This is a genomic window from Pseudomonas kulmbachensis (assembly GCF_963681935.1).
Lineage (GTDB): Bacteria > Pseudomonadota > Gammaproteobacteria > Pseudomonadales > Pseudomonadaceae > Aquipseudomonas > Aquipseudomonas kulmbachensis.
Genome location: NZ_OY817088.1, coordinates 2,011,621 through 2,031,855, shown reverse-complemented (window position 1 = coordinate 2,031,855; position 20,235 = coordinate 2,011,621). Strand labels below are relative to the sequence as shown.

Annotated in this window: 14 protein-coding genes; 4 read left to right on the top strand and 10 right to left on the bottom strand. The window is 57.7% G+C overall.

The genetic code is table 11. The features are described 5' to 3' along the window. Positions 1-6: 6 nt before the first annotated feature. The 7 genes from U5A05_RS09270 to bcsQ all read right to left on the bottom strand — a co-directional run bounded on the left by U5A05_RS09270 (position 7) and on the right by bcsQ (position 12,657). Positions 7-1,422: an MBOAT family O-acyltransferase gene (locus U5A05_RS09270; RefSeq protein WP_321836179.1), complete on the bottom strand. Its 1,416-nt coding sequence runs from the start codon at positions 1,420-1,422 to the stop codon at positions 7-9. An 18-nt stretch (positions 1,423-1,440) separates the two neighbouring features. Further along, complete coding sequence (locus tag U5A05_RS09265) at positions 1,441-2,109, bottom strand: alginate O-acetyltransferase AlgF (RefSeq protein ID WP_321836178.1); 669 nt, start codon at positions 2,107-2,109, stop codon at positions 1,441-1,443. Then, entirely contained in the window at positions 2,106-2,729 is a 624-nt protein-coding gene (locus U5A05_RS09260; RefSeq protein WP_261742405.1) for an SGNH/GDSL hydrolase family protein, read from the bottom strand. The genes U5A05_RS09265 and U5A05_RS09260 overlap by 4 nt, the downstream gene beginning before the upstream one ends. A gap of 54 nt (positions 2,730-2,783) precedes the next feature. Continuing rightward, positions 2,784-6,806: a cellulose biosynthesis protein BcsC gene (locus U5A05_RS09255; protein ID WP_321836177.1), complete on the bottom strand. Its 4,023-nt coding sequence runs from the start codon at positions 6,804-6,806 to the stop codon at positions 2,784-2,786. Positions 6,807-6,905: 99 nt separating this feature from the next. Continuing rightward, entirely contained in the window at positions 6,906-9,233 is a 2,328-nt protein-coding gene (gene bcsB, locus U5A05_RS09250; protein WP_261741811.1) for a cellulose biosynthesis cyclic di-GMP-binding regulatory protein BcsB, read from the bottom strand. After that, on the bottom strand, positions 9,233-11,455 hold the full coding sequence (gene bcsA, locus U5A05_RS09245; RefSeq protein ID WP_261741810.1) for a UDP-forming cellulose synthase catalytic subunit: 2,223 nt from the start codon (positions 11,453-11,455) through the stop codon (positions 9,233-9,235). Before bcsA ends, bcsB begins: the two co-directional genes overlap by 1 nt. Continuing rightward, positions 11,452-12,657 carry a cellulose biosynthesis protein BcsQ gene (gene bcsQ, locus U5A05_RS09240; RefSeq protein WP_321836176.1) on the bottom strand — a complete coding sequence of 402 codons (1,206 nt, stop codon included), beginning with the start codon at positions 12,655-12,657 and terminating at the stop codon, positions 11,452-11,454. The genes bcsA and bcsQ overlap by 4 nt, the downstream gene beginning before the upstream one ends. A gap of 605 nt (positions 12,658-13,262) precedes the next feature. Between bcsQ and U5A05_RS09235 the strand changes: the two genes are divergently transcribed. Further along, positions 13,263-13,469, top strand: a complete 207-nt coding sequence (locus U5A05_RS09235; RefSeq protein WP_261741808.1) for a hypothetical protein — start codon at positions 13,263-13,265, stop codon at positions 13,467-13,469. A 140-nt stretch (positions 13,470-13,609) separates the two neighbouring features. Next, positions 13,610-14,266, top strand: a complete 657-nt coding sequence (locus U5A05_RS09230; RefSeq protein ID WP_321836175.1) for a VOC family protein — start codon at positions 13,610-13,612, stop codon at positions 14,264-14,266. A 29-nt stretch (positions 14,267-14,295) separates the two neighbouring features. Here U5A05_RS09230 and U5A05_RS09225 read toward each other — a convergent pair whose 3' ends face one another. Next, positions 14,296-15,210 (bottom strand): DUF3313 domain-containing protein, encoded by a 915-nt coding sequence (locus tag U5A05_RS09225; RefSeq protein ID WP_321836173.1) that lies wholly within the window; start codon positions 15,208-15,210, stop codon positions 14,296-14,298. A 47-nt stretch (positions 15,211-15,257) separates the two neighbouring features. Here U5A05_RS09225 and U5A05_RS09220 point away from each other — a divergent pair, with 47 nt between their 5' ends. Both U5A05_RS09220 and gltP read left to right on the top strand, forming a co-directional pair. After that, a complete protein-coding gene (locus tag U5A05_RS09220) occupies positions 15,258-15,689 on the top strand; it encodes a glycine zipper domain-containing protein (RefSeq protein WP_261741806.1) in 432 nt (143 codons plus the stop codon). A gap of 524 nt (positions 15,690-16,213) precedes the next feature. Next, complete coding sequence (gene gltP, locus U5A05_RS09215; protein WP_261741805.1) at positions 16,214-17,545, top strand: glutamate/aspartate:proton symporter GltP; 1,332 nt, start codon at positions 16,214-16,216, stop codon at positions 17,543-17,545. Between the two features lie 135 nt (positions 17,546-17,680). Here gltP and U5A05_RS09210 read toward each other — a convergent pair whose 3' ends face one another. After that, complete coding sequence (locus U5A05_RS09210; RefSeq protein WP_321836172.1) at positions 17,681-18,292, bottom strand: alpha/beta fold hydrolase; 612 nt, start codon at positions 18,290-18,292, stop codon at positions 17,681-17,683. A gap of 153 nt (positions 18,293-18,445) precedes the next feature. Beyond that, a complete protein-coding gene (locus tag U5A05_RS09205; RefSeq protein WP_321836171.1) occupies positions 18,446-19,828 on the bottom strand; it encodes an LLM class flavin-dependent oxidoreductase in 1,383 nt (460 codons plus the stop codon). Positions 19,829-20,235: the final 407 nt, after the last annotated feature.

Here is a 20,235-nt window from a genome sequence, read left to right as displayed (position 1 = left end):
CGGCCATCAGAACTGGAAGTACAGGAAGGGCACCGCTTCACGGCTCGCGATCAACGCGAACGAGAGCAGAAAACCCGCCACCGGCCACAGGGCCGCTATCGGAGCAAACCAGGCCCTGGCACCGAACCGTTGCTCATAACGGCTTTTGAACAACGGCGCGATAATGCACGCGACGCCAAGCAATGCCGCCAGCCCGTGCGCCGAGCGCAGGGTCACCGCCAGCGCGTCGCCCAGGGCAAAATCGTGCAAGCCGAACTGACCGGCATACATGTTCAGCGCCGCATGGAAGTCCGGGGCACGGAACAGGGTCCAGGCCAGAAACACGAACAGTAATGTCAGCGTATGCGCCAGCACAGGTGGAATGCTCGGCAAGCTCGACCGCGACCACAGCCGGTCGACACACAGCGCGACACCGTGGGCCGATCCCCACAACAGGTAGTTCCAGCTGTCGCCACCATGCCACAGACCGGCGATGGCCATGGTCAGGAACAGGTTGCGGTAGGTCTTCCAGGCACCGTGGCGGTTGCCGCCCAGGGCGATGTACAGATAGTCACGCAACCAACTGGACAACGACAAATGCCAGCGCCGCCAGAAATCCTGAATGCTGCTGGCCAGATACGGCTGATTGAAGTTTTCCGGGAAGTGAAAGCCCAGCATCAACCCCAGGCCGATGGCCATGGCGCTGTAGCCGGCGAAGTCAAAAAACAGTTGCAGCGCGTAGGCCAGACAACCGATCCAGGCGTCGACGAAGGATGGGTTGTCGATATGGAACGCCACGTCCACCAGCGGCGACAGGGTGTCGGCTACCAGCACCTTCATGCACATGCCGACCATAAAACGCCGCGCACCCAGAGAGAAGTTCTGCCAGTCAAAATAGCGTTTGGTCAGCTCGCGACGCACCCAGTCATAACGAATGATCGGCCCCGCAATGGAGTGGCCGAACATCGAGATGTAGGTCGCGTAATTAATGAAGCTGCGTTCCACCGGTACGGTGTGACGGTGTACATCCACCAGATAGGAAATCGCCTGCAGCACGATAAACGACAGCCCAGCCGGTAGCGCCACCCGCTGCCACTCCAGCGGCATCGCGCCCGGATAGGTGATCAGCTCGATCCAGGTCGCGGCCAGGATGTTGGCGTACTTGTACCAGCACAGTACCGCCGTGTTGAACACGATCAACGCAATCAGTAACCGTACCCGACCCTTGGAATCCTCGCGGGAACGATCAATCAGCAACCCGCCGACCCAGGCAACGATGGTCAACACCACGTGCAACGCGAGGAACATCGGGTTCAGCCAGCCATAGAACAACCAGCTGCCGATTAACAAAATGACGTTGCGCCACTGCGGCTTGCCTAATGCATAAATCAGCAGAAAGGCTGGCAGAAACAGCGTCAGGAACTCGAGTGAGGCGAAGACCATGGCAGCGACAAAATCCGATCAGTGGGACACAGTGTCCGTGGCGCTCAAAAGACGCGGCCCAGTGGCAGAAGGCACCAGCAATACACTGTAGCGCTCGCCCGCTTTGAGATCGCCCAGCTCCAGCGGCGCCCCCACATTGGCGTTCGCACACACCAGTTGTACCGACAGGTTCACCGGGTTGATCGAGCGTCGCTGCAAGCTGCCGACCGCCACCGCCTTGAACAGGTCGGCGCTACGTCCAGCAGGACGCAGGCTGGCATCGCTACAGGATTTATCGACGTTAACGAACGCCAACGACGCCTTGAGACCGTTGAAGTCGTCCGGCGTTTCGCGCACGGCGACTTGCTCGATGCCCGTTCCCTGCGGCACGACCACAATGGTTGCGAACTCGCCAGGCTGCACTTGCAGGTCCAGCTCCAGCTTCTGCGTGCCGCTGACCAGAAAGCCCTTGAGCGGTTTGGTCGAGTCCACCGCAAACAGCAACGACGCAGGTGTTGCCGTCTCCAGGCGCAAGGGCGGCTGCCCTGCCTGGCCGATCACGTCCAGCGGCTCCGTGGTGGCGTTAACGAAGCGGATGAAAGCGGCGTCTTGATCCGGGCCGCTTGGATACAGCGCAACTTGCGCGCTCGCGAGCGCACTGCACGACAAGACAGGCACGCACACTAGCGCCGCGAACAACTTTTTCATTTCTTGGCATCCTTGATGGCCGGGGTTTGCAGCAACGCCTTGTTGATGTCGTCGCTCCAGGTTTTGTACCCCGTCGCGGTCATGTGCTGTCCGTCAATCGTGGCCCACTGGCCCGGTTTGGAGAACTTCAGCGAGTCGATGTAGCTGCACGGTGCAACATTGGCGGCGAGGAAGTTGGAGGTCATTTCGACACGGGCAAAGGTCTTGCCGTACTTGCCACCTTCAGTGCCCCAATTCGGGCCAACCCACACACAACGTGTTCCGCTGGCGGCTATCTCCTTGGTCAGCGCAGTGGTTTGCTGCCACAGCCAGGCTTTGGGAAACGCCGGTTTGGTGTAGCTGGCCATGGTGTCGCCCATGACGATCAGTACCAGGTCCGGCTTATCGGTAGCCAGCAATTCGCTGATTGGCACCGTCGCGGCCTTGCCGCCCAGCACCACTGCTTTTTCCGTACCGCGACGTTCGGCACCGCCACAGGCACCCGGCGTAGCTTTGAGCCAGTCGCCCGCATTGGCGCCGCAAATGCCCAGAGTGTGCACTTTGGCCCCCTGGGCAACCAGATCGCTGTGCAGCGTGGCGATCAAGTAATCCGGTGTTGCCAGGTGGCTGTCGCCAATCATCAAAATGGTCATGCCCGCGAGAATCGATACTGCCACGGTGAAAGCTCCTGCTGCTTAATTTGAAGAAGATGAATAAGGGGATAGGTAAGGATTGACCGGCATCGCCATGCGCCCGGTGAAATCTTCAAACATGTACCGCAGGTATAAACCGCCGGTCCATTGCTTGTAGTCCTGGGCGTTGTCCATCCCGAAGCTACCGCCCAGGAAGTAGTTGTTGCTCAGGCGGTACTCGGCGGCCGCATTGAAGTTGTAGCCGATGCCAGTTTTGTTCTGGCCCGAATACCGGGTTGTCAAAGTGGAACCGGAAGCCGCGTAGGCCTGCGAGATCTGTTCCAGTGCAGCTTGCATATTGCGGTCGTTCGGGTAGTACGGCGCCGAATCCTGCTCGATGTGCTGCAGGCCCACCGAGCCTCTGAGCGTGTAGCTCAAGCGATCGGTGCGTTGCGACCAACTGACCGGAACACCAATGGAAAAGAAGTTCTGCGGGCTGAAGTAGCCACCGTTACCGTAGGTAAAGTTGCCCTGGTTTTTGTCATAGCTGATAGCTGTGACCCCAAGGCCTGCGGTCAGTTGTTCACTGTCGTCGTTGAGCAGATACCAGTAAATGCCGGTGCCGCCTTCGAGACGGGTGTTGTCTTCGACGTTGTGACCCTGCAGTTTGTACATCCCGCCATAGCCGTACACGCCGTACTCGCTGTTGTCGTAACCCAGTTGCAGGCGCCCGCCACTGGCAGTCACTCCGCCCCACTTCAGGCCGCTGCGGGCATCTTCGGCACCGGCAAATGACACCAGACTGTCATTCACCGCCCGCCGCGACAGGCTGGCGCCGTAACGGAAATGGCTGTCCTCGCGGAACGCGCGATCAATGCTGACACCGCCAACCGCCGTACTGTAGAGAAAGCCCATGGGGCTCATGCCCAAATCTGCCTTGAGCCCCAGTTCCGGCATTTCGTATCCGACCGCCAGGCCGACGCCGGTGTCTTTCTGCCGGCCGGCCGGGCCGTTGACGCCAAGAGCCGTATTCAATTGATCGGCATCGGGGCTGGATCCGAGCAACGCTTGCGCGGCCGCCATTTGCGCTTCGTTCGGCCCGCCAAACCGGGTTTTCGCCGAGTCCTTGACGCCACCGGCATTGAGCGACACGGGGGTCACGCGCAAGGCAATACGGTCATCACCCACCGGCATGCTGATTTCCAACGGGGTTTCGACATCCGTGATTTTGCTCAGGCCCGACTCACTGTCGTTGGTGCGAATGGTCACACCCTGAGTAATGCGCGGGCTGCGCTCCTGTTTGATCTGGTCGAGTGCGGTCTGCATCGACTTGCGCGCCTCTTCCTGCGGATCCTGCGGACGGGCCACGGCCAGACGACTGTCATCATCGAAACCTCTGCGCAATGGCTGTGCGTCATACCCGCCGGCCCTGTCGTTCATCGCCAGGCTATTGCTGCTCAAACCGCGGGCAGGTGCCTCATCTTCAGCGGCCAGCGCGGCGATCTGCACCTGGGCCGGTTGCGGAATCTGCGAAGGGCTGGCTTCGGACAAGCGCGACTGGCTACGCTGCCCGGATTTGCCCACAAACGGGTTGGCCGCGACTGTACCGGCGAACGGGTTGGCATCTGCCTTGGCCGGCGCCTGCAAGGCCAGGGCGCGAGCATACAACTCCCCCGCCTTGGCGTTGCGCCCTTGGGCACGGAAGATTCCCGCCGCACTGGCAAGTACCATGGCATCGTTCGGAGCCAGCTCCAGTGCTCTGTCTGCGGCTTTTTCAGCCCCGCGGTGATCGCCGGCCTTGCTCAAGGCCTGCGCCATACCGATCTGCAATTGCGGATCGTCCGGTGATTTGGCCAGTAGCGGTTTGTAGAGTTCGATCGCCTTGTCAGTGTTGCCGTTGGCCAGGTACATGCGTGCCAGGGCGCCGACCGCCACCGGATCGTTCGGACGCTGGGCCAGGGCCGGGGCAAGCGTGTCATAAGCGGCGACCAGGTCGCCCTTCTCGCGCAGCAGATCCGCCTGGCGTACGGTGTACAGGTACAGCAATTCGTCGTAGCTACGCTGATCGGCCGCAGTCAACGGCTGGCGTTGCAGTTCATGCAGAAGCTGGTTGACCCGCTCATCGTCACCGGTTTTAAGCAGCACGCCTGCATAGGCCAGACGCAGTGCTGGCGACGGGTTGCTGCTTTGCGCGATTGCGTTGCGCAGCATCGATAAACCGTGCTCGGAGTCACCCACATCAACGTAAGCCAAAGCCAGCATTCCAAGGGATTGCGGTTTTCCATCGGCATCCGATTCGGCACGGCGCAGCAAGGTCAAGGCCTGGGCCCGGTCGCCCTGTTTGGCCAGAGCCGTGGCCTGGCTGACCAGAGATTGCAGTTGAACTTCGCTGGCTAGTTGTTGCATTGCGCTCGTGCGTTGGCTGACAGGAATTCGATCCAGGGTACTTTGCGCCTTCGACCACTCGCCCAGTTGGCTCGACAGCAAGGCGCTGGCGAACAATGCCTCAGGTTGCTGCGGGTTGGCCTTGAGCAAGTCGTCCATGGTCTGACGGGCCAGATCCGGGGATTTGGCTTGCAGGTAATAAAGCGCCAGATCGTAGCGCGTCCACACACCCTGCGGATCATTGCGCACCGCTTCTTTCTGCGCGGCAATCGCCCCCTTGAGGTCGCCACTGCGCTCGGCATTTTTGGCCTGCCCCGCCGCGACCGCTGCGTGTAACGGGCGAAGATCACCAAGGCGCTGCTTCTGGGCCGGGGTCAGTCCCTCGACCATCTTCAGTGCCTGGTTAGCCTGGCCGTTTTGCGCCATCACATTGATCAGACCCAACATCGCATCAGGGTTGCCATTGTCCAGAGTCAAGGCCTGGCGGTAGCTGGCCATAGCATTGTCCAACTGATTCTGTTCGGCCTGCACACCGCCCAGAGCGATATAACCGTCAGCCTGACGTGGCTTGCTGGCGATGGCTTGCTGCAACAGGCTGCGCGATCTTTGCAGATCATGTCCGGCCCGGGCCTTTTCGGCCTGATTGAGCAGGTTCCAATAGCGATTGCCGTCCAGCGCGGACTGCCAGCGCGGGTTGCCACCCCGGCCGATGGCACGGGTCAGCAGTTCGTTGGCATCACTGAAGCGCCCTTGACGTTCACGAACCACACCAAGACCACCAAGGGCATCGCTATCGTTGCCCTGTTCTTTAAGACGCGCGAGGAACGCTTGCTCGGCAACCTCAAGTTGATTGTCCTGCAATGCCTTGAACCCCCGAGCTACATGAGGGTTCTGCTGCGCGGCAACACCCGCGGCGCCGCGGCTGTTCATTTGCGTGCGGATGGCACTGTCGTCCGGATTGGCCTTGAGGTAAGCCTCGAACAACGGTTTGTCCGCCGGGCGTGGCGAGCCCAACCAGACCAGGCCTTCGCGCCAACTTTCAGTGGCCTGACCACCCAGTTCAGGCACGCTCGACAGTTGCGCGAGTCGGCGTATGCCTTCAGAACGCGTGGTTTCGTTACGCACCAGAAGTTTGGCCAGCGCCAACTGAATCCTCGCGCTGTTCGCAGACTGCTGCTGCAAACGCTCCAGGCCCTGACGCGCTTCACTCCAACCGCCGGGCGTATAGCCCAGCACGTTGTAGAATTCCAGAGCCAGATCACCCTGTGGCGCCTTGCCCGCGAACAGTTTGCGATAGATCGGTACTGCCTTTTCCAGCTCACCGTTGGTGACCAGCAACCGCGCCTTGTCCAGTTGCTCGGCGTTATCGCCCGCTTGCAGGGCAATGGATTGCTCCAGCAGCAAGGTCTGGCGCTCGCCCGGATGAGATCGCTTGAGCTGCTCCAGGTAATTGCTCGCACCATCGGTACGCTTGCCCTTGAGCTCCAGCATGCCCAGACCATAGAGCGCATCTGCCTGCTGTGGATCAACCAACAAGAGCTTTTTCCAGACTTCGGTGGCCCGTGCCTGATCATTCTGGGCCTGCCAATACTGACCCTGTTGCAGCAACGCCTTGCCTGCATCATCAAGTGCGGCAAAGCTGCTGGTGTGGATCAGGGTTGCAAGTATCCCGAAGGCTACGGCGTGACGGCGCGCTGGCATTTCTTCTCCCACATCGGTTGCTACTTCCCCTGTTCGGGGAAGTGTTTGTCCATTTAGCCCAGCGAAATCAGGCTCCGATTAAAGTTGTGCTAACTCAGCCTAGCTCTCCTTGGTACTTGGGGCTTCTGGCTTTGAATAATCAGTTGGACGCTCCGGCTCACCTTGCAGCCGTTTGTTGGCCCGCGCACGCAAAGCCAGGTATGCCAAACCGCTCAGCAACACCACGCCTAGACCGGTCAGCAACAGCACCAGGAGCACATGCCGCGACATCTGCCATTGCAGGTACTTGATCAAGCCCAGGCTACCGACGTAGTACTGCTCGTCCGCCACCAGTGCTTCAATATTTTTACCGCGCACCACTACCAGGCTGCCCTGGATCGGCTGCGCGTAGTCTTCACCACCAATCAAGGCATTGGTCGCTTCGGCCAAGCCCTGGGGTTGAGTACTGGCGATCACCACTACACTGCGACCGTTTTTAAGGGGTGACTCGAAACCGGTCAGGTAGGTGCTGCGCGTACCCCCTGAAAACGCCATGTCCATCCGGGTTTTGCGCAAATTGGCTTCAGGGTCTGGACTGAACCAGTCACGCACACGCATCGGCAGATCAGACAGGTGGAAGCTGCGCTGCCCTTCGGCATAGCTGGCGGGCAGACGGTCAGCCCATTGCGTCAGCAACGGCTGGTTGGCACCTGAGGCCAGTACCAGCAGATCCTTGTCCGCTGCGCTTGCTACCTGCCCTGCCTGGATCACCTGCACACCGGTAGCCGGGTAACCAGTGGCATGACCGAAGCGCCCGAGCACTGTCAGATAGGCATCCAGGTCCGATGCACCTGCGTTGTCAGGCAGCACTACGGCGGTTTCCGACAAATCTGCCAGGCGTGTGAACGGGAAGCCGGCATCCTTGAACACGCCAAGGTTGGGCATGGCGATAAAGTGGTCGTAGCCGCTGACATCGAGGGTCGAATCGGGGTCGATGGTGCCGCGCATATTGTCAATGATGATGTCGTTACATTCGCCCTGCTTGAGGTAATCGAACATGTAGCGCAGTTGCAGGCGCGACTGCAGGGCAGCCGAGTTCAGCGGCAACAGCACATTGGTTTCAAGGCTCAGGGTGTCATTGGTTTTCAGCCCGCCGAGCACGCCTTTGTCGAGCTTGTCCTGGGACAACAGATTCTGCGACTGAATCAGCGCATCGTTAAAACCGATAATGAGCGACGAGTTGTTGGATTTTTCTTGCGGCGTATAGCGGTACTTGAGGTGCAGTGGCGCCCCCTCATCGCGCCAGGTAAACAGATCCGGAGCGAAATTCAGCGGCACGGTAATGTCACCCGGATTGAAACCAGAGACGCTCAGCTCTTTGGCGGGCAGCAACTCACCCAGCTTTACCGGACGATCGCTCGGCAACCAGTTCGGCGCGTCATAAGGCTTGCGCGGTTGCACCACATTCAGCCGGTCGATTACCACGCTGTTGCCCGACAGGGCCTGGTTACCCAGTACCAGAGCAGTTGCGGCACGCTTGAGTTCGGCACCATCGCGACCGCTGACCACCAGCAACTTGCCATTGGCGTCGTTGGGGTTGGTCATCACAGTCAGGGTCGGGCCCTTGGCAGGCGGCAGGTTCAGGCCACCTATTTGCAATGCATCAGGGCCACTGACCAGCACCACCGCGTTTCCGCTGGCAGGGATCTGGTTGTAACCCGACGAGAACCGCGCACCGCGGTAGCTGGCCTGGGCGCCGAACCAGGACGACAGGGCTCCGGCTGCTTCCAGCGTGGCATTGTCGGGCGCTGCGGCGAACACAAACGGCAAGTTCAACGCACGGGCATCACGACGATCGAAAAACGGCAGCGGCATGATCGCCAGATCGTTGGGCAAGACCAGCGGCGAAACGTCAATGCCCAGTTCGGTGGCATTGCTGATCTTGGCCCACAGGCTCGAGTGGTGGGGGTCTTCGCAGCTCATGGTGTAGTGCCCGATAAACTGCAGGCTCAAGCGGTTGAACTCAGTGATCAGATGAGGCGGAATCTGCACAATCTGCTGTTGCAGTTGCCCGGCCTTGTCCTTGGGCAACGGTAGGCTCGCGGCTACTTCGTCGTTGACCAGCACGTTGATCTGCGACAGATCCGCCAGCAGTGCAGGCGAATAGGTGTACTGCAAATTCAGACGGGCGCCGGTGACAATCGAATCGGCCCGCACATCGAAGTTGACGCTGTCAGTCGACTCCACGCCGCGCAGGCTCATCGGATAGTTGCGGCCCAATTGCTTGAGGGTCACGGTGTAGCTTTTCGCTCCGGGCGCGATAGCTGCGGTGGGCGTGGTCTCGGCAAAGGCAGCTGTACCGCTCAAGGCCAGCAAGGCGCAGGTCAGACGTGCCAGTGCGCGATGGGGCACGCGCAGTTTGGCGAAGGCTAGAGTGGTTGAATTCATCACTTGTCCAGGGCATTTTCCAGCGTGGATGGGGCGACGCGGCGACGGCGCAGCATGCTGCGCACTTCCATGGCCGAGGCTTTAAAGAGTTCTTGAATACCATGCAGACCGATAAGGCTGACCTCGCGCAGGGCCGCCAGCGGCGTATCAACCTGCCCGCTGCCCCAGGTCGAGGCCCAGGTGTCGGCGCGCGCGAACGTCAGGCGTACCAGATCGCTTTGCTGTCGCAAAGTCAGGGGATCAAACTGCGCCCCCAGCAATTCGCCACGGCTGAATACAATGACGGCCGGAAATACGCTTAGTTGCCGGTTGCGGAACAGCGATACCTGTACCCGCTCGCCCTGAGGCACGCTGACACCTGGCGGCAACCGCAAGCCAACACCTTTTTGCGAGAAATCCTGGGTAACGCCTTCAATCACGCTGCCATCGGCCCGGGTCAGGCGCGCCGGTAATTTGGCGGCTACCCGTGGTTCAGAGCGTACCTGTCGGGTTTCACTGGCCACGGCCACCGCGGCACTGGCGATAATGACGTTGTAGAGCGTCCACACCAGGTTGATCAGCAGGGTGGTGGTTGCGCCCTCCTCCCCCATCGCCAGCCGTGCAAGCCCGTAGATCAGGCCCGCCATATTGAGGGTCAGCAAAATGATGTAGGGCCGGGCGAGTTTCCAATCGAAGAACTTTTCGTCGATGATCCCGCCCTTGGTGGTGACGTTGAAGCCACCGAACTTGGGATTGACCAACGCCATCAGCACCGGCCCCATGATGTACCAGGCCAGCACGGTCTCGTAGACCTCGTTCCAGAACGAATGACGGAACCGTCCCTGGATCGTGGAGTTGGTCAGGCTGGCATGAAAAATATGCGGCAATGCGTAGGCCATGATCATCAGCCCCGACGCATGGAAGATTTGCGCATTGAAAAACAGGTAGGCCAAAGGCGCTGTCAGGAACACCAGACGTGGCAGGCCATAGAAGAAGTGCAGCATCGCGTTGAGGTAGCACAGGCGCTGGCCGAGGTTCAGCCCCTTGCCGAACAACGGGTTGTCGGTACGGAAAATCTGCGCCATGCCCCGCGCCCAGCGAGTCCGCTGGCTAATGTGGCGCGACAGGCTTTCTGTTGCCAGACCGGCCGCCTGCGGAATCCCAAGGTAGGCGGTGTTGTAACCGGCACGGTTGAGTTTCAGCGCTGTGTGGGCGTCTTCGGTCACGGTCTCGATCGCTACCCCGCCGACTTCCATCAGGGGCTTGCGCCGGATCACCGCGCAGGAGCCGCAGAAAAACGTGGCGTTCCACAGGTCGTTACCGTCCTGCACCAGACCATAGAACAGCTCACCTTCATTTGGTACAGAACGGAAGGTGTTGAGATTCTTCTCGAACGGGTCCGGGGAAAAGAAAAAGTGCGGTGTCTGCAACATCGCCAGTTTCGGATCCTTCAGGAACCAGCCAATGCTCACTTGCAGAAAGGAACGGGTGGGCACGTGGTCAGCATCGAAAAATGCCACGAACTCGCCGCTGGTGACCTGCAACGCCTCGTTAAGATTGCCGGCTTTTGCATGCCGGTTGTTGTCACGGGTGATGTAGTTGACGTTGATCTGCTCGCAGAACTCGCGGAAGTCCTCGCGGCGACCGTCATCCAGCACGTGAACACGCAGCTTGTCCTGCGGCCAGTCCATTGCCTGCGCGGCAAAGATGGTCAGTTTCACAATATCGAGGGCTTCGTTATAGGACGGAATAAACACGTCAACGACCGGCCACTCACTCGGCGGCCCCTTGAGCAATACCGGCTGGCGCCGTAGCGGCCAGGCTGTCTGCAAATAACCGAACACCAACACGATCAGGGCATAAATTTCTGCCAGTACCAGGCCGTAACCAAACGCCATGTCGATCCAGTCGTCGAAGTCCAGGGTCGAAGTCAGGCGCCAGTACATGTAACGCAGCGAGGCAGTCAACGACAGGCCGATCATGATCAGAACGGTCAGTCGCCCGGGAATTCTGCGTAACACCAGGGCAGCACCAAAGCAGCCAATGGCAAACACGCACTGCGCGTAAAACTCGAAAGGAGCGGTGATGATCAGCAACCCGACAAGAAAGCAAAATACTGTCGAGCCAATGATCAGCACACGACGTGCCGCAACCGGCCATTGATCCACACGATCAGCCAAGGCCTTGGCCCAACCCTGGGCACGTGTCTGTTCGGCTGAGGGTTCGCTGCTTGCTTTGCTCATGAGGCCGAGCTCTCTACAGCGCTAGGGGTCTGAAACCTGGTCTTGAGCTGCTCGCTGAGCAACAACATATCCTGGCAGGCGGCTGATGCGCTTGGCGTCGCCAGCGGGTTCTGGCCGTAAGCCAAGGCCTCGCCGAGAGTGTTATCCCGAGCAATGACCCCAAGCAGTTGCCTGCCCAGGCGACGCTTGAGCACTTCAAGCATGTCCCGCGAAAACTCGCGGCCTGCATCAAACTGATTGACCACATAGTTGCAGACCGAGAATGCCGGGCGCGCACCCAGGGCGCCAAGCAAGCGATCCATTTGGTCCATGGTGATAAAACTGGCGGCATCGGCAGTGGTGACCACGAGCACTTGATCGGCCACGTCCAGAGCTTGCTGCAGATACGCCGTGCGGCCGGTTGGGGTGTCGAGTATCACCAGGTCATTTTCGCCCAGCGCCATGTGATCCAATTGCCGGGCCAACCAATGACGATCCTGGCTCATCTCACGTTCCAGAGCACTACGTTCATCGTTGCTCGGCACGCCATAAGGCAGCAATTGCACCCCCTCGAACCCATGTTGCAGCAGGCTGGCCCAAGCAGTTGCGGCCTGGTTGGTATTGCACATGCCAGGCACGCCGGACTCGACCCCGAGGTGATATTGCAACGCATTTTGCGGGTCAAGATCGATGGCCAGGGTCTTGCCACCGCTCAAGCGCAGGCTGCTGGCCAAACCGGCGCTCAGGGTAGTTTTGCCAACCCCACCCTTGGCCGAAACCAGCGCCACGATATGCGCCTTGCACTTGGGTGGACGCGGTAGCGCCTCATTGTGCAAGGACTGGGCACCGGTCTGACGGGCAAGAACCACTTCGGCAAGCAAATTGCGCAGCGGTTTGCCGGCGCCCGCAGGAGTCATCAACGGCGCCTGAATGGGCAGGTTCGGTGGCTCAATAGCAAGAACCACTGATGGCACGGCTGGCTGCGCTGTGGCTTGTGCAACTGGAGAGACGACAACCAGCGGCACCGATTGCGGTACTGGAGCAACTAGTGCGACCACTGGTGCTATGGCCGCAGCCAAAGGCACTTGCTCGACCGGCACAGCCGTCTTTTCCAGCGACGGTGGCGTACTTTTGTAATCGAACTGACTTTCAAACTCGTAATAGCTGTCCGAAGTTGCTCCGAACCGGCTGAATAAATTCGATATGTCGTCTGTACGACTCATAAAAACGCTCCCTGCGCTGGCAATAATCGGCATATGACCGTGCATACCACACTAAAAATAAGGCATCACGATGACATCGTCAATATTTTGAACAAGTCAGGATTATCACCCTAATTTCAACGAGAAAACACCTGCTTTTGAGCCATTATTTTGACGCTTTTATTTGTAGATTATTGGCGCAAGCCACCCACCCTTCCCGCCTACCTGCATCGCACAAACTGTTAAAACTTTGTACCGGTAGACATTTCGTGGGGCAAAAGCCAATAAACATTACACAGGAGCCATCCCTGCGCTCTATTCATAGGCCGTAGGATTGCGCAATCGCAAGGTCAGTTTGAACCTGATTGAACAGATATCTGCTGTCAAAAGTTACTGCTGAAGAATTACCGGTCGTCCGAATTAAAAGCATTGTTGCAAGTTAATCGTTTCTGCTGGTTTTATGCGCGGGCATGTCGCGGGCCGATGCGTTGAAGCGAGGACAGATGAAAGCGCTGGTTATTCTCAAACCGCAGGTGGATGCGGTTTATCCATTGATCCCCACGAACTTGAAATAGTGGCCGGTTGGCGGTAATGCTGAGGTTCAAATCAATAACAAGGAGAGCAGCATGTCTGAGCACTTCAAAAATCTCAGAGGCGACACTGCCTTTGGCGCTGCAAGCCCGCAGATCAAACGAGAACTAGCTGTTGCCGCTGCCTTGACGCTGATCCAGGCCAAAGTTTTAAACTCAAGCAGCGCCACCCAGCTGCAGTCGGAGCTGAGCAGGCTGAGCAAATATGCGGATCAGATTCAGGCCGCGCTTGAAGTCGAGTAACCCGCCTGCGCCTCACTAACCCTGCGGCGCATTTGCCTTGCGAGATTTATCAGTGCCTGCTCACGCGACTGAAACAGGGAGAGCACTTGCACATTTTCGATAGGCGCAACCAGGCCAAGGACAGCTAAAGGAGTTTTAAGATGGAAATAGACCATGTTTTTATTTGCGTGAGAGATCACCAGCAGGCGGCTGACGCCATGAAGTCGCTGGGCCTCTCGGAGGGGACGCCGAACGTGCATCCCGGTCAAGGCACTGCAAACAGAAGGTTCTTTTTCCATAATGCCTTTATTGAGCTTCTGCATCTCACTGATGAGGCTCAGGCACAAAGTCCGCTGACCGCGCCAACCCGACTTTTTGAACGGCTGACGTGTACCGATGGCGTAGTTTCGCCGTTCGGTATTTGTTTTAGACCTTGCGCAGACCATCAGGCGCCAACATTTACTACGTGGGATTATCGACCGACTTACTTGCCCGCGGGCCTGAAAGTGGATGTAGGTACGGCCTGCGTGTCCGAGCCGATGTGGTTCTTTCTGTCATTTGCCAAAAGGCCCGATCAGGCTCCGGCAGCCCGAGCGCAACCACTCGAGCATCGCAACGAATTCCACGAAATCACATCCGTGAACGTTAGTAGCCCCCACTGCCATGGCGCCTCAACAGCGGCGAACAGCGCAAACCTGGTCGACGGATTCAAACTCACTCAAGGTGAGGAACACTTGATCACGCTGGAAATCGACCATGGCTTGCACCACCGGACACATGACTTTCGCCCGTTATTACCGATGATAATCAACTGGTGATCAACGTGCGAAAGCTCCGGTAACCGCCTTTACTTGCGGCTGGATAAATATTCGCGCCGCATATCAAGGGCCCAGCCATCAAGCACCAGCTTAAAATCATCCAGGGTCATGACCTGCTTGTCATTTTCCAGTGTCAGGCCCGTTCCTTTGCGCACAACTTGCGCCAAAACCTTCTGATCAGCAGCATCGACAACAGCTATTTCGGTGCTGATTTCACTGTCCTGGTCGCGAATACCGGTAGCCGTACTGACACCGGCAGCAAGCAAGGTAACTGGCAACAACTCATAAAACCTCAAGCTCTGAGTTTTAGCCGTGACCGAGATAATAGCGGGCCTGACAATCAAAGTGTCCGGGCCTGGAGCCGCGACGATTGTCATTACCTTGCCCAGCTCATGTTTGAGCGCAGCATCGTAGTAATGAGTCACGGCGTTAAGTGTCGATTGCGGCTCACGTTCGGTAGGCAACAGTTGCGGATAGAACTGGCTCGGCTCGATATAAACGCCGGAGTAATGTTTGCTCTCAAGTGCTGGGCTTACCCAAGACATAACGGTCTGCCCTGATGACAGCTGCTTTGGCGTCAGTTGACTGTAATCATCAAGAAAGCCTGAATACTCTTCAGGCTGGACGGTCTTGCCGGCACAGGCGGTAAGCAAAACGCAGAGGGCAGCCAACAGTGGCAGCGAGGTACTTCTTCGCATTGGGCAACAGTTCCTGAAACAAGGTGTGTACTTGGGGAACTCCAGCGCTTTAGTGCAAGCCCCGGAGTGAATGGCGCGCAGATTGCCTGAGCGATTTTGCTGGCAGATGTCCGGTTTATTTCCAGGTTGAAATAAACACGGTTTGAGGCGAAGTGTTACTCGTTGCGAACAACTAATAATTGTCAATTTTTGCCTGGCGCCATCATCGAACTTTGAGTTCAAAAACCCCTCTATATACTCAGGCATGCCTGAACTCCTGGGCGCCCTGATTTCTACCCCCGAGGAACATAACAATGCGAATGACACTACCTGCCCTTGCTCTGGGCATCCTGATCGCACAAGGAGCAATGGCTGCTGGAGACGGGACCGCCGCAGTCGGCGGCGGTGTTGGTGGCGCGCTGGGTAATATTGTCGGGCAACAGTTAGGCGGGGCCACTGGTGCCGCTGTTGGGGCCGGAGTCGGTGGTGCTGCCGGTGGCGCGATCGGTGCACCAAGAGGCAACAAAACCGAAGCAGCCATTGGTGGCGGGCTCGGATCAGCCGGTGGCTCGGTCATCGGTAACAAACTGGGAGGTTCAACCGGCTCCACTATAGGTGCTGGCCTTGGTGGCGCTGCTGGTGGGGCAATAGGCAACAATCTTGCCGACGATGGCAGCAGGCATGACTCGGGTGGCAAACACCACAAAGGCAACAAGAAGCACAAAAACAAGAACAAACACCGCTAAAGATCCAGGCTCAGGTCTGTACAAGGCCGCAGACCATGATTCGAAAGACGTGGACGGCAATGACCGCAGTATCATTGCCGTCCCGCCCGATCGGATGCCCCCGTCATGGCCAAAGGACTCCGGCCATCGAGCCAATACAGGATTAAATTACACATTTTTTTAACTTTTCCTGTTTTCCGCCCCCGCAGCTTCAGCCCCTCATCGCGTCATTCAAAAATGCTCGCCCCCCTGTAATTGCCGGGGTACGGCACTTATGCCCCCCGAAATGGCGTATTCGAACAGCCAGTACCTATGCTTTTTTTGGATAAATGCATGCTTATTCTGCATAGGGTAGGCATTTACAGCATTAGACGCCGCTCTCGCGCATTGGAATAGTCGCGCCGCCTAAACGGTCTGCCAGAGAGCTTTAAGCATGATTTCCGAGCGACCTATCCGGAGCTGATGCACAGGCTTTTCGGTCGCTGAGCGTTCCGGTTCGGGCACCTAACTACATCAAACTGAAGTAAAGGTAAAAAAAAAATAATATGAAGAAGGCAAAACTTAGCCTCGCCTGGCAGATCCTGATCGGTCTGATCCTCGGGATTGCAATCGGCGCGCTGCTCAACCATTTCAGTGCCGAAAAGGCCTGGTGGATCAGTAACGTGCTGCAACCTGCCGGCGATATCTTTATCCGCCTGATCAAGATGATCGTAATCCCGATCGTTATTTCTTCGCTGGTAGTGGGTATTGCAGGTGTGGGAGATGCGAAGAAACTCGGTCGCATCGGTCTTAAAACCATTCTTTACTTCGAGGTGGTTACCACCATCGCGATTTTGGTCGGCCTGGTGCTGGCCAACGTGTTCCAACCCGGTGCCGGGATCGACATGAGCACCCTGGGCACGGTCGATATCTCCAAATATGCAGCCACTGCTGCTGAAGTAACGCATGAACATGCGTTTATCGAGACCATCCTCAACCTGATCCCCTCGAACATCTTCGCGGCCATGGCTCGCGGTGAGATGCTGCCGATCATCTTCTTCTCGGTGCTTTTCGGTCTCGGCTTGTCGAGCCTGAACGCCGAACTGCGCGACCCGCTGGTGAAAACCTTCCAGGGCGTGTCCGAGTCGATGTTCAAAGTCACGCACATGATCATGAACTACGCGCCAATCGGTGTGTTCGCGCTGATCGCTGTGACGGTTGCCAACTTCGGCTTCGCCTCCCTGGTGCCATTGGCCAAACTGGTAGTGCTGGTTTACGCCGCCATCCTGTTCTTCGCCTTCGCAGTACTGGGCCTGATTGCCAAGCTGTTCGGCTTCTCCGTGATCAAGCTGATGCGCATCTTCAAGGATGAGCTGGTTCTGGCTTACTCCACTGCCAGCTCCGAAACCGTGCTGCCGCGTGTGATCGAGAAGATGGAAGCCTACGGCGCACCCAAGGCGATTTGCAGCTTTGTGGTTCCGACCGGCTACTCGTTCAACCTTGACGGTTCGACGCTGTACCAAAGCATCGCGGCGATCTTTATCGCTCAGCTGTACGGCATCGACCTGTCGATCAGCCAGCAATTGCTGCTGGTGTTGACCCTGATGGTCACCTCCAAAGGCATCGCCGGTGTACCGGGCGTGTCTTTCGTGGTGCTGCTGGCCACCCTGGGCAGCGTGGGTATCCCGCTGGAAGGCCTGGCCTTTATCGCCGGTGTTGACCGCGTGATGGACATGGCTCGTACTGCCCTGAACGTGATTGGTAACGCCTTGGCGGTACTGGTGATCTCGCGTTGGGAAGGCATGTACGACGACGCCAAGGGCGAGCGCTACTGGAACTCGCTGCCGCACTGGCGCAGCAAGGAAATCCTTCCGGCAGGCGAAGTTTCCAACGGCTGAAACCCGTACGCCTGAAAGCATGATTCTGGCTTCACACAACCCCCGGAAAAACCGGGGGTTGTCGTTTCAGCAAGGGCATAGCGAGACCAGCGACGTCCAGGTCCAAGAGGCGAACAGCCGCTTGGACCAATTGCATCAGTAAGCCAGATGCTTATCGATCAAGCTGGCCACTTCATCGGCATGGGTAAATCCCAGATCATGCCCGCCGCCGGCAAGCACATGCATTTCAACCCGTGGAATGAGTTGCGCAAGACGCTCCCCGACACGAACCGGGCTGATAGGGTCGCAATCGCCCCAAAGAAGCAGTACTGGCATACGCAGCTCGGCCAGTCGATGCGTAAGGTCGGTATGATCGTCCAGAAACCAGCGCGGCAAGGTCGGATTATCGGCAGCAAATTCATCGCGCCAATCCTGCGCTCCCAGGGCGGACATATCGACACCCCCAGAGGTAACGGTCAGTACCAGATGCGTGATCAGTTCAGGGCGCTCAAGCGCCACACGCACAGCAACGATACCGCCCATGGACTGAGCGACTAACGCCGTCGGTTGATCGATATCGCCAAGCACCCGCACAACCAGATCATCCATGCTGTTCACGCCAGGAATAGAGGGTGTATCGCCAAAACCAGGCCAGCCCACATGGAACTTCTGCGCTCGAGTGGCAAGCTTTTGCGCAACTGGATGCCAGAACTGTGTGTTGCCGGAGGCACCTGGCAGAAAAAGAAGTTGGTCAGGAGAGGTAATCATCGGCGCGGTCCTTGAGGTGGATCAAAACGTCAGCAACAGGGGCAAATAGCGAAAGTAGCGGCATTGTACGGGTTGCCAAACAACCTTCTGAAGTTGCCCCTGCCTTGTTTTAAGCCTCTGCGCCTGCAAATGGGTGGTCTGCGCAGATTCCCCCTATAAACCTTGATCGAAACGAAACGATGCACCATAAGCTGACGCTGGTAAGTGACTGGCGCCGTCTGCGCGCAATCGCGAGCGCAAGGTCCCGCTCTGAGGCTCGGTGCGATACAAGCCACGTTTTTGCAATTCGGGAATAATCAGTTCTACAAAGTCTTCAAGACTGCCAGGACTGATCAACGGGTTGAGCATGTAGCCGCTGGTACCGGAAATGCGAGCGTGCTCCTCAATCCGGTCTGCAACCTGTTGCGGGGTGCCCACCAGAATCAAATCGCTGCCACGGGTGACGTTGGCAAAACGTTGTTTGACGTCACCCGCCGTTAACGGTTTACCGCTACCATCTGCACGCATCACATAGGAAGTCATGCCTTCGGTGTGAGTAGAGAGCGCATCACCGTCCGCGTAGCGACTGATGTCGATACCGGTATCACCTGCATAACTGACCAGTTGCGCCTGCAAGTGGTAATTGCTCTGCAGTTGATCATATTTGCGCTGGGCTTCAATTTCCGTTTTGGCCGTTACGATGCGCAACACAGTCAGCGATTTGACATCTTCAGCCGCGCGACCGCGCGCCTGGGCCTGAACCCAGATCTCCTCCAGACCTTGGCGGATCTCATGCGGGTTAGACTTGGCAACGAAGATCAGTTCCGCGTGCTTGGCCGCAAACTCACGTCCACGACCTGACCAGCCTGCCTGGATCAGCAGCGGTGTACGTTGCGGCGACGGGGCCGTCAAGTGCGGCCCGGCTACGCGATAATGCTCCCCGACATGGTTGATCGGACGCACGCGATCACCACGCGCATAAAGCTGACGCGCCTTGTCGGCGACCACAGCATCATCGGCCCAACTGCCCTCCCAAAGCTTATAGGTTACGTCGAGAAATTCTTCCGCACGCTCATAGCGATCGTCATGCTTGATCATCTGTTCCAGGCCGAAATTTCGAGCGGCACTCGACAGGTACGACGTCACGATATTCCAGCCTATCCGGCCATTGGTCAGATGATCCAATGTGCTGAAGCGCCGGGCATGGGTGAACGGATGCTCGTAGCTGGTAGTTACCGTGACGCCAAAGGCCAGGTTTTCGGTGACTGCCGCCAGTGCCGGAATAATCATCAACGGGTCGTTTGCCGGTGCTTCCACGGCCCACTTCATCGCAGCCTCGGCATTACCGCCAAACACATCGTAGAAGCCCAGGACATCTCCGAAAAACAGCATGTCCATATGCGCCTGATCGGCAATACGCGCCAGATTCGACCAGTACCCTAAAGAGTTGATGCTCAATCGCTCGTCAGCCGGGTGCGTCCAGAGGCTGGGGGCGCCACCACAGCCAACACTCGCTTGCTCATAGAGCGCAAACAACAGAGGTTTTGGATCAGACATCGTTCTTCCTGAAAGTAGAATAATTAAATGGGCAGACTGACCGCTGATTTACGGACCTTTGCCGAAGTTGCGTTCGAGGCGGCACAAACCGAATAAAACTGCCCACGTGAGATAGAGCCGAGTGCGAAAAAAATCGTTGGCTCAAGGGTAAGAGCGCCATTGCTTTCAAAGACCAGCACGCCAATCACTTCAGCCACCTTGATAGATTAAAACGTACTATAAAATCTATTTGTACTTGTTTTAAGGAATAAGAGACTAGATTCGAGCTATAACGAATCAGCAGCCAAACGCTTGCCGGGCAGCTCGCTACCCGGTTCACGCACGCAGTACACAGGGCATGGCTAACGGCCAACCTGGCAGGGCTTGAATGACGCCCCCCTTAATCCACCGATTTCAGCTGTCAGCGG

Coding starts and splice junctions, on each gene's coding strand:
- U5A05_RS09270 (WP_321836179.1), bottom strand. CDS start 1,422: ATGGTCTTCGCCTCACTCGAGTTCCTGACGCTGTTTCTGCCAGCCTTT.
- U5A05_RS09265 (WP_321836178.1), bottom strand. CDS start 2,109: ATGAAAAAGTTGTTCGCGGCGCTAGTGTGCGTGCCTGTCTTGTCGTGC.
- U5A05_RS09260 (WP_261742405.1), bottom strand. CDS start 2,729: ATGATTGGCGACAGCCACCTGGCAACACCGGATTACTTGATCGCCACG.
- U5A05_RS09255 (WP_321836177.1), bottom strand. CDS start 6,806: ATGCCAGCGCGCCGTCACGCCGTAGCCTTCGGGATACTTGCAACCCTG.
- bcsB (WP_261741811.1), bottom strand. CDS start 9,233: ATGAATTCAACCACTCTAGCCTTCGCCAAACTGCGCGTGCCCCATCGC.
- bcsA (WP_261741810.1), bottom strand. CDS start 11,455: ATGAGCAAAGCAAGCAGCGAACCCTCAGCCGAACAGACACGTGCCCAG.
- bcsQ (WP_321836176.1), bottom strand. CDS start 12,657: ATGAGTCGTACAGACGACATATCGAATTTATTCAGCCGGTTCGGAGCA.
- U5A05_RS09235 (WP_261741808.1), top strand. CDS start 13,263: ATGTCTGAGCACTTCAAAAATCTCAGAGGCGACACTGCCTTTGGCGCT.
- U5A05_RS09230 (WP_321836175.1), top strand. CDS start 13,610: ATGGAAATAGACCATGTTTTTATTTGCGTGAGAGATCACCAGCAGGCG.
- U5A05_RS09225 (WP_321836173.1), bottom strand. CDS start 15,210: ATGCCTGAGTATATAGAGGGGTTTTTGAACTCAAAGTTCGATGATGGC.
- U5A05_RS09220 (WP_261741806.1), top strand. CDS start 15,258: ATGCGAATGACACTACCTGCCCTTGCTCTGGGCATCCTGATCGCACAA.
- gltP (WP_261741805.1), top strand. CDS start 16,214: ATGAAGAAGGCAAAACTTAGCCTCGCCTGGCAGATCCTGATCGGTCTG.
- U5A05_RS09210 (WP_321836172.1), bottom strand. CDS start 18,292: ATGATTACCTCTCCTGACCAACTTCTTTTTCTGCCAGGTGCCTCCGGC.
- U5A05_RS09205 (WP_321836171.1), bottom strand. CDS start 19,828: ATGTCTGATCCAAAACCTCTGTTGTTTGCGCTCTATGAGCAAGCGAGT.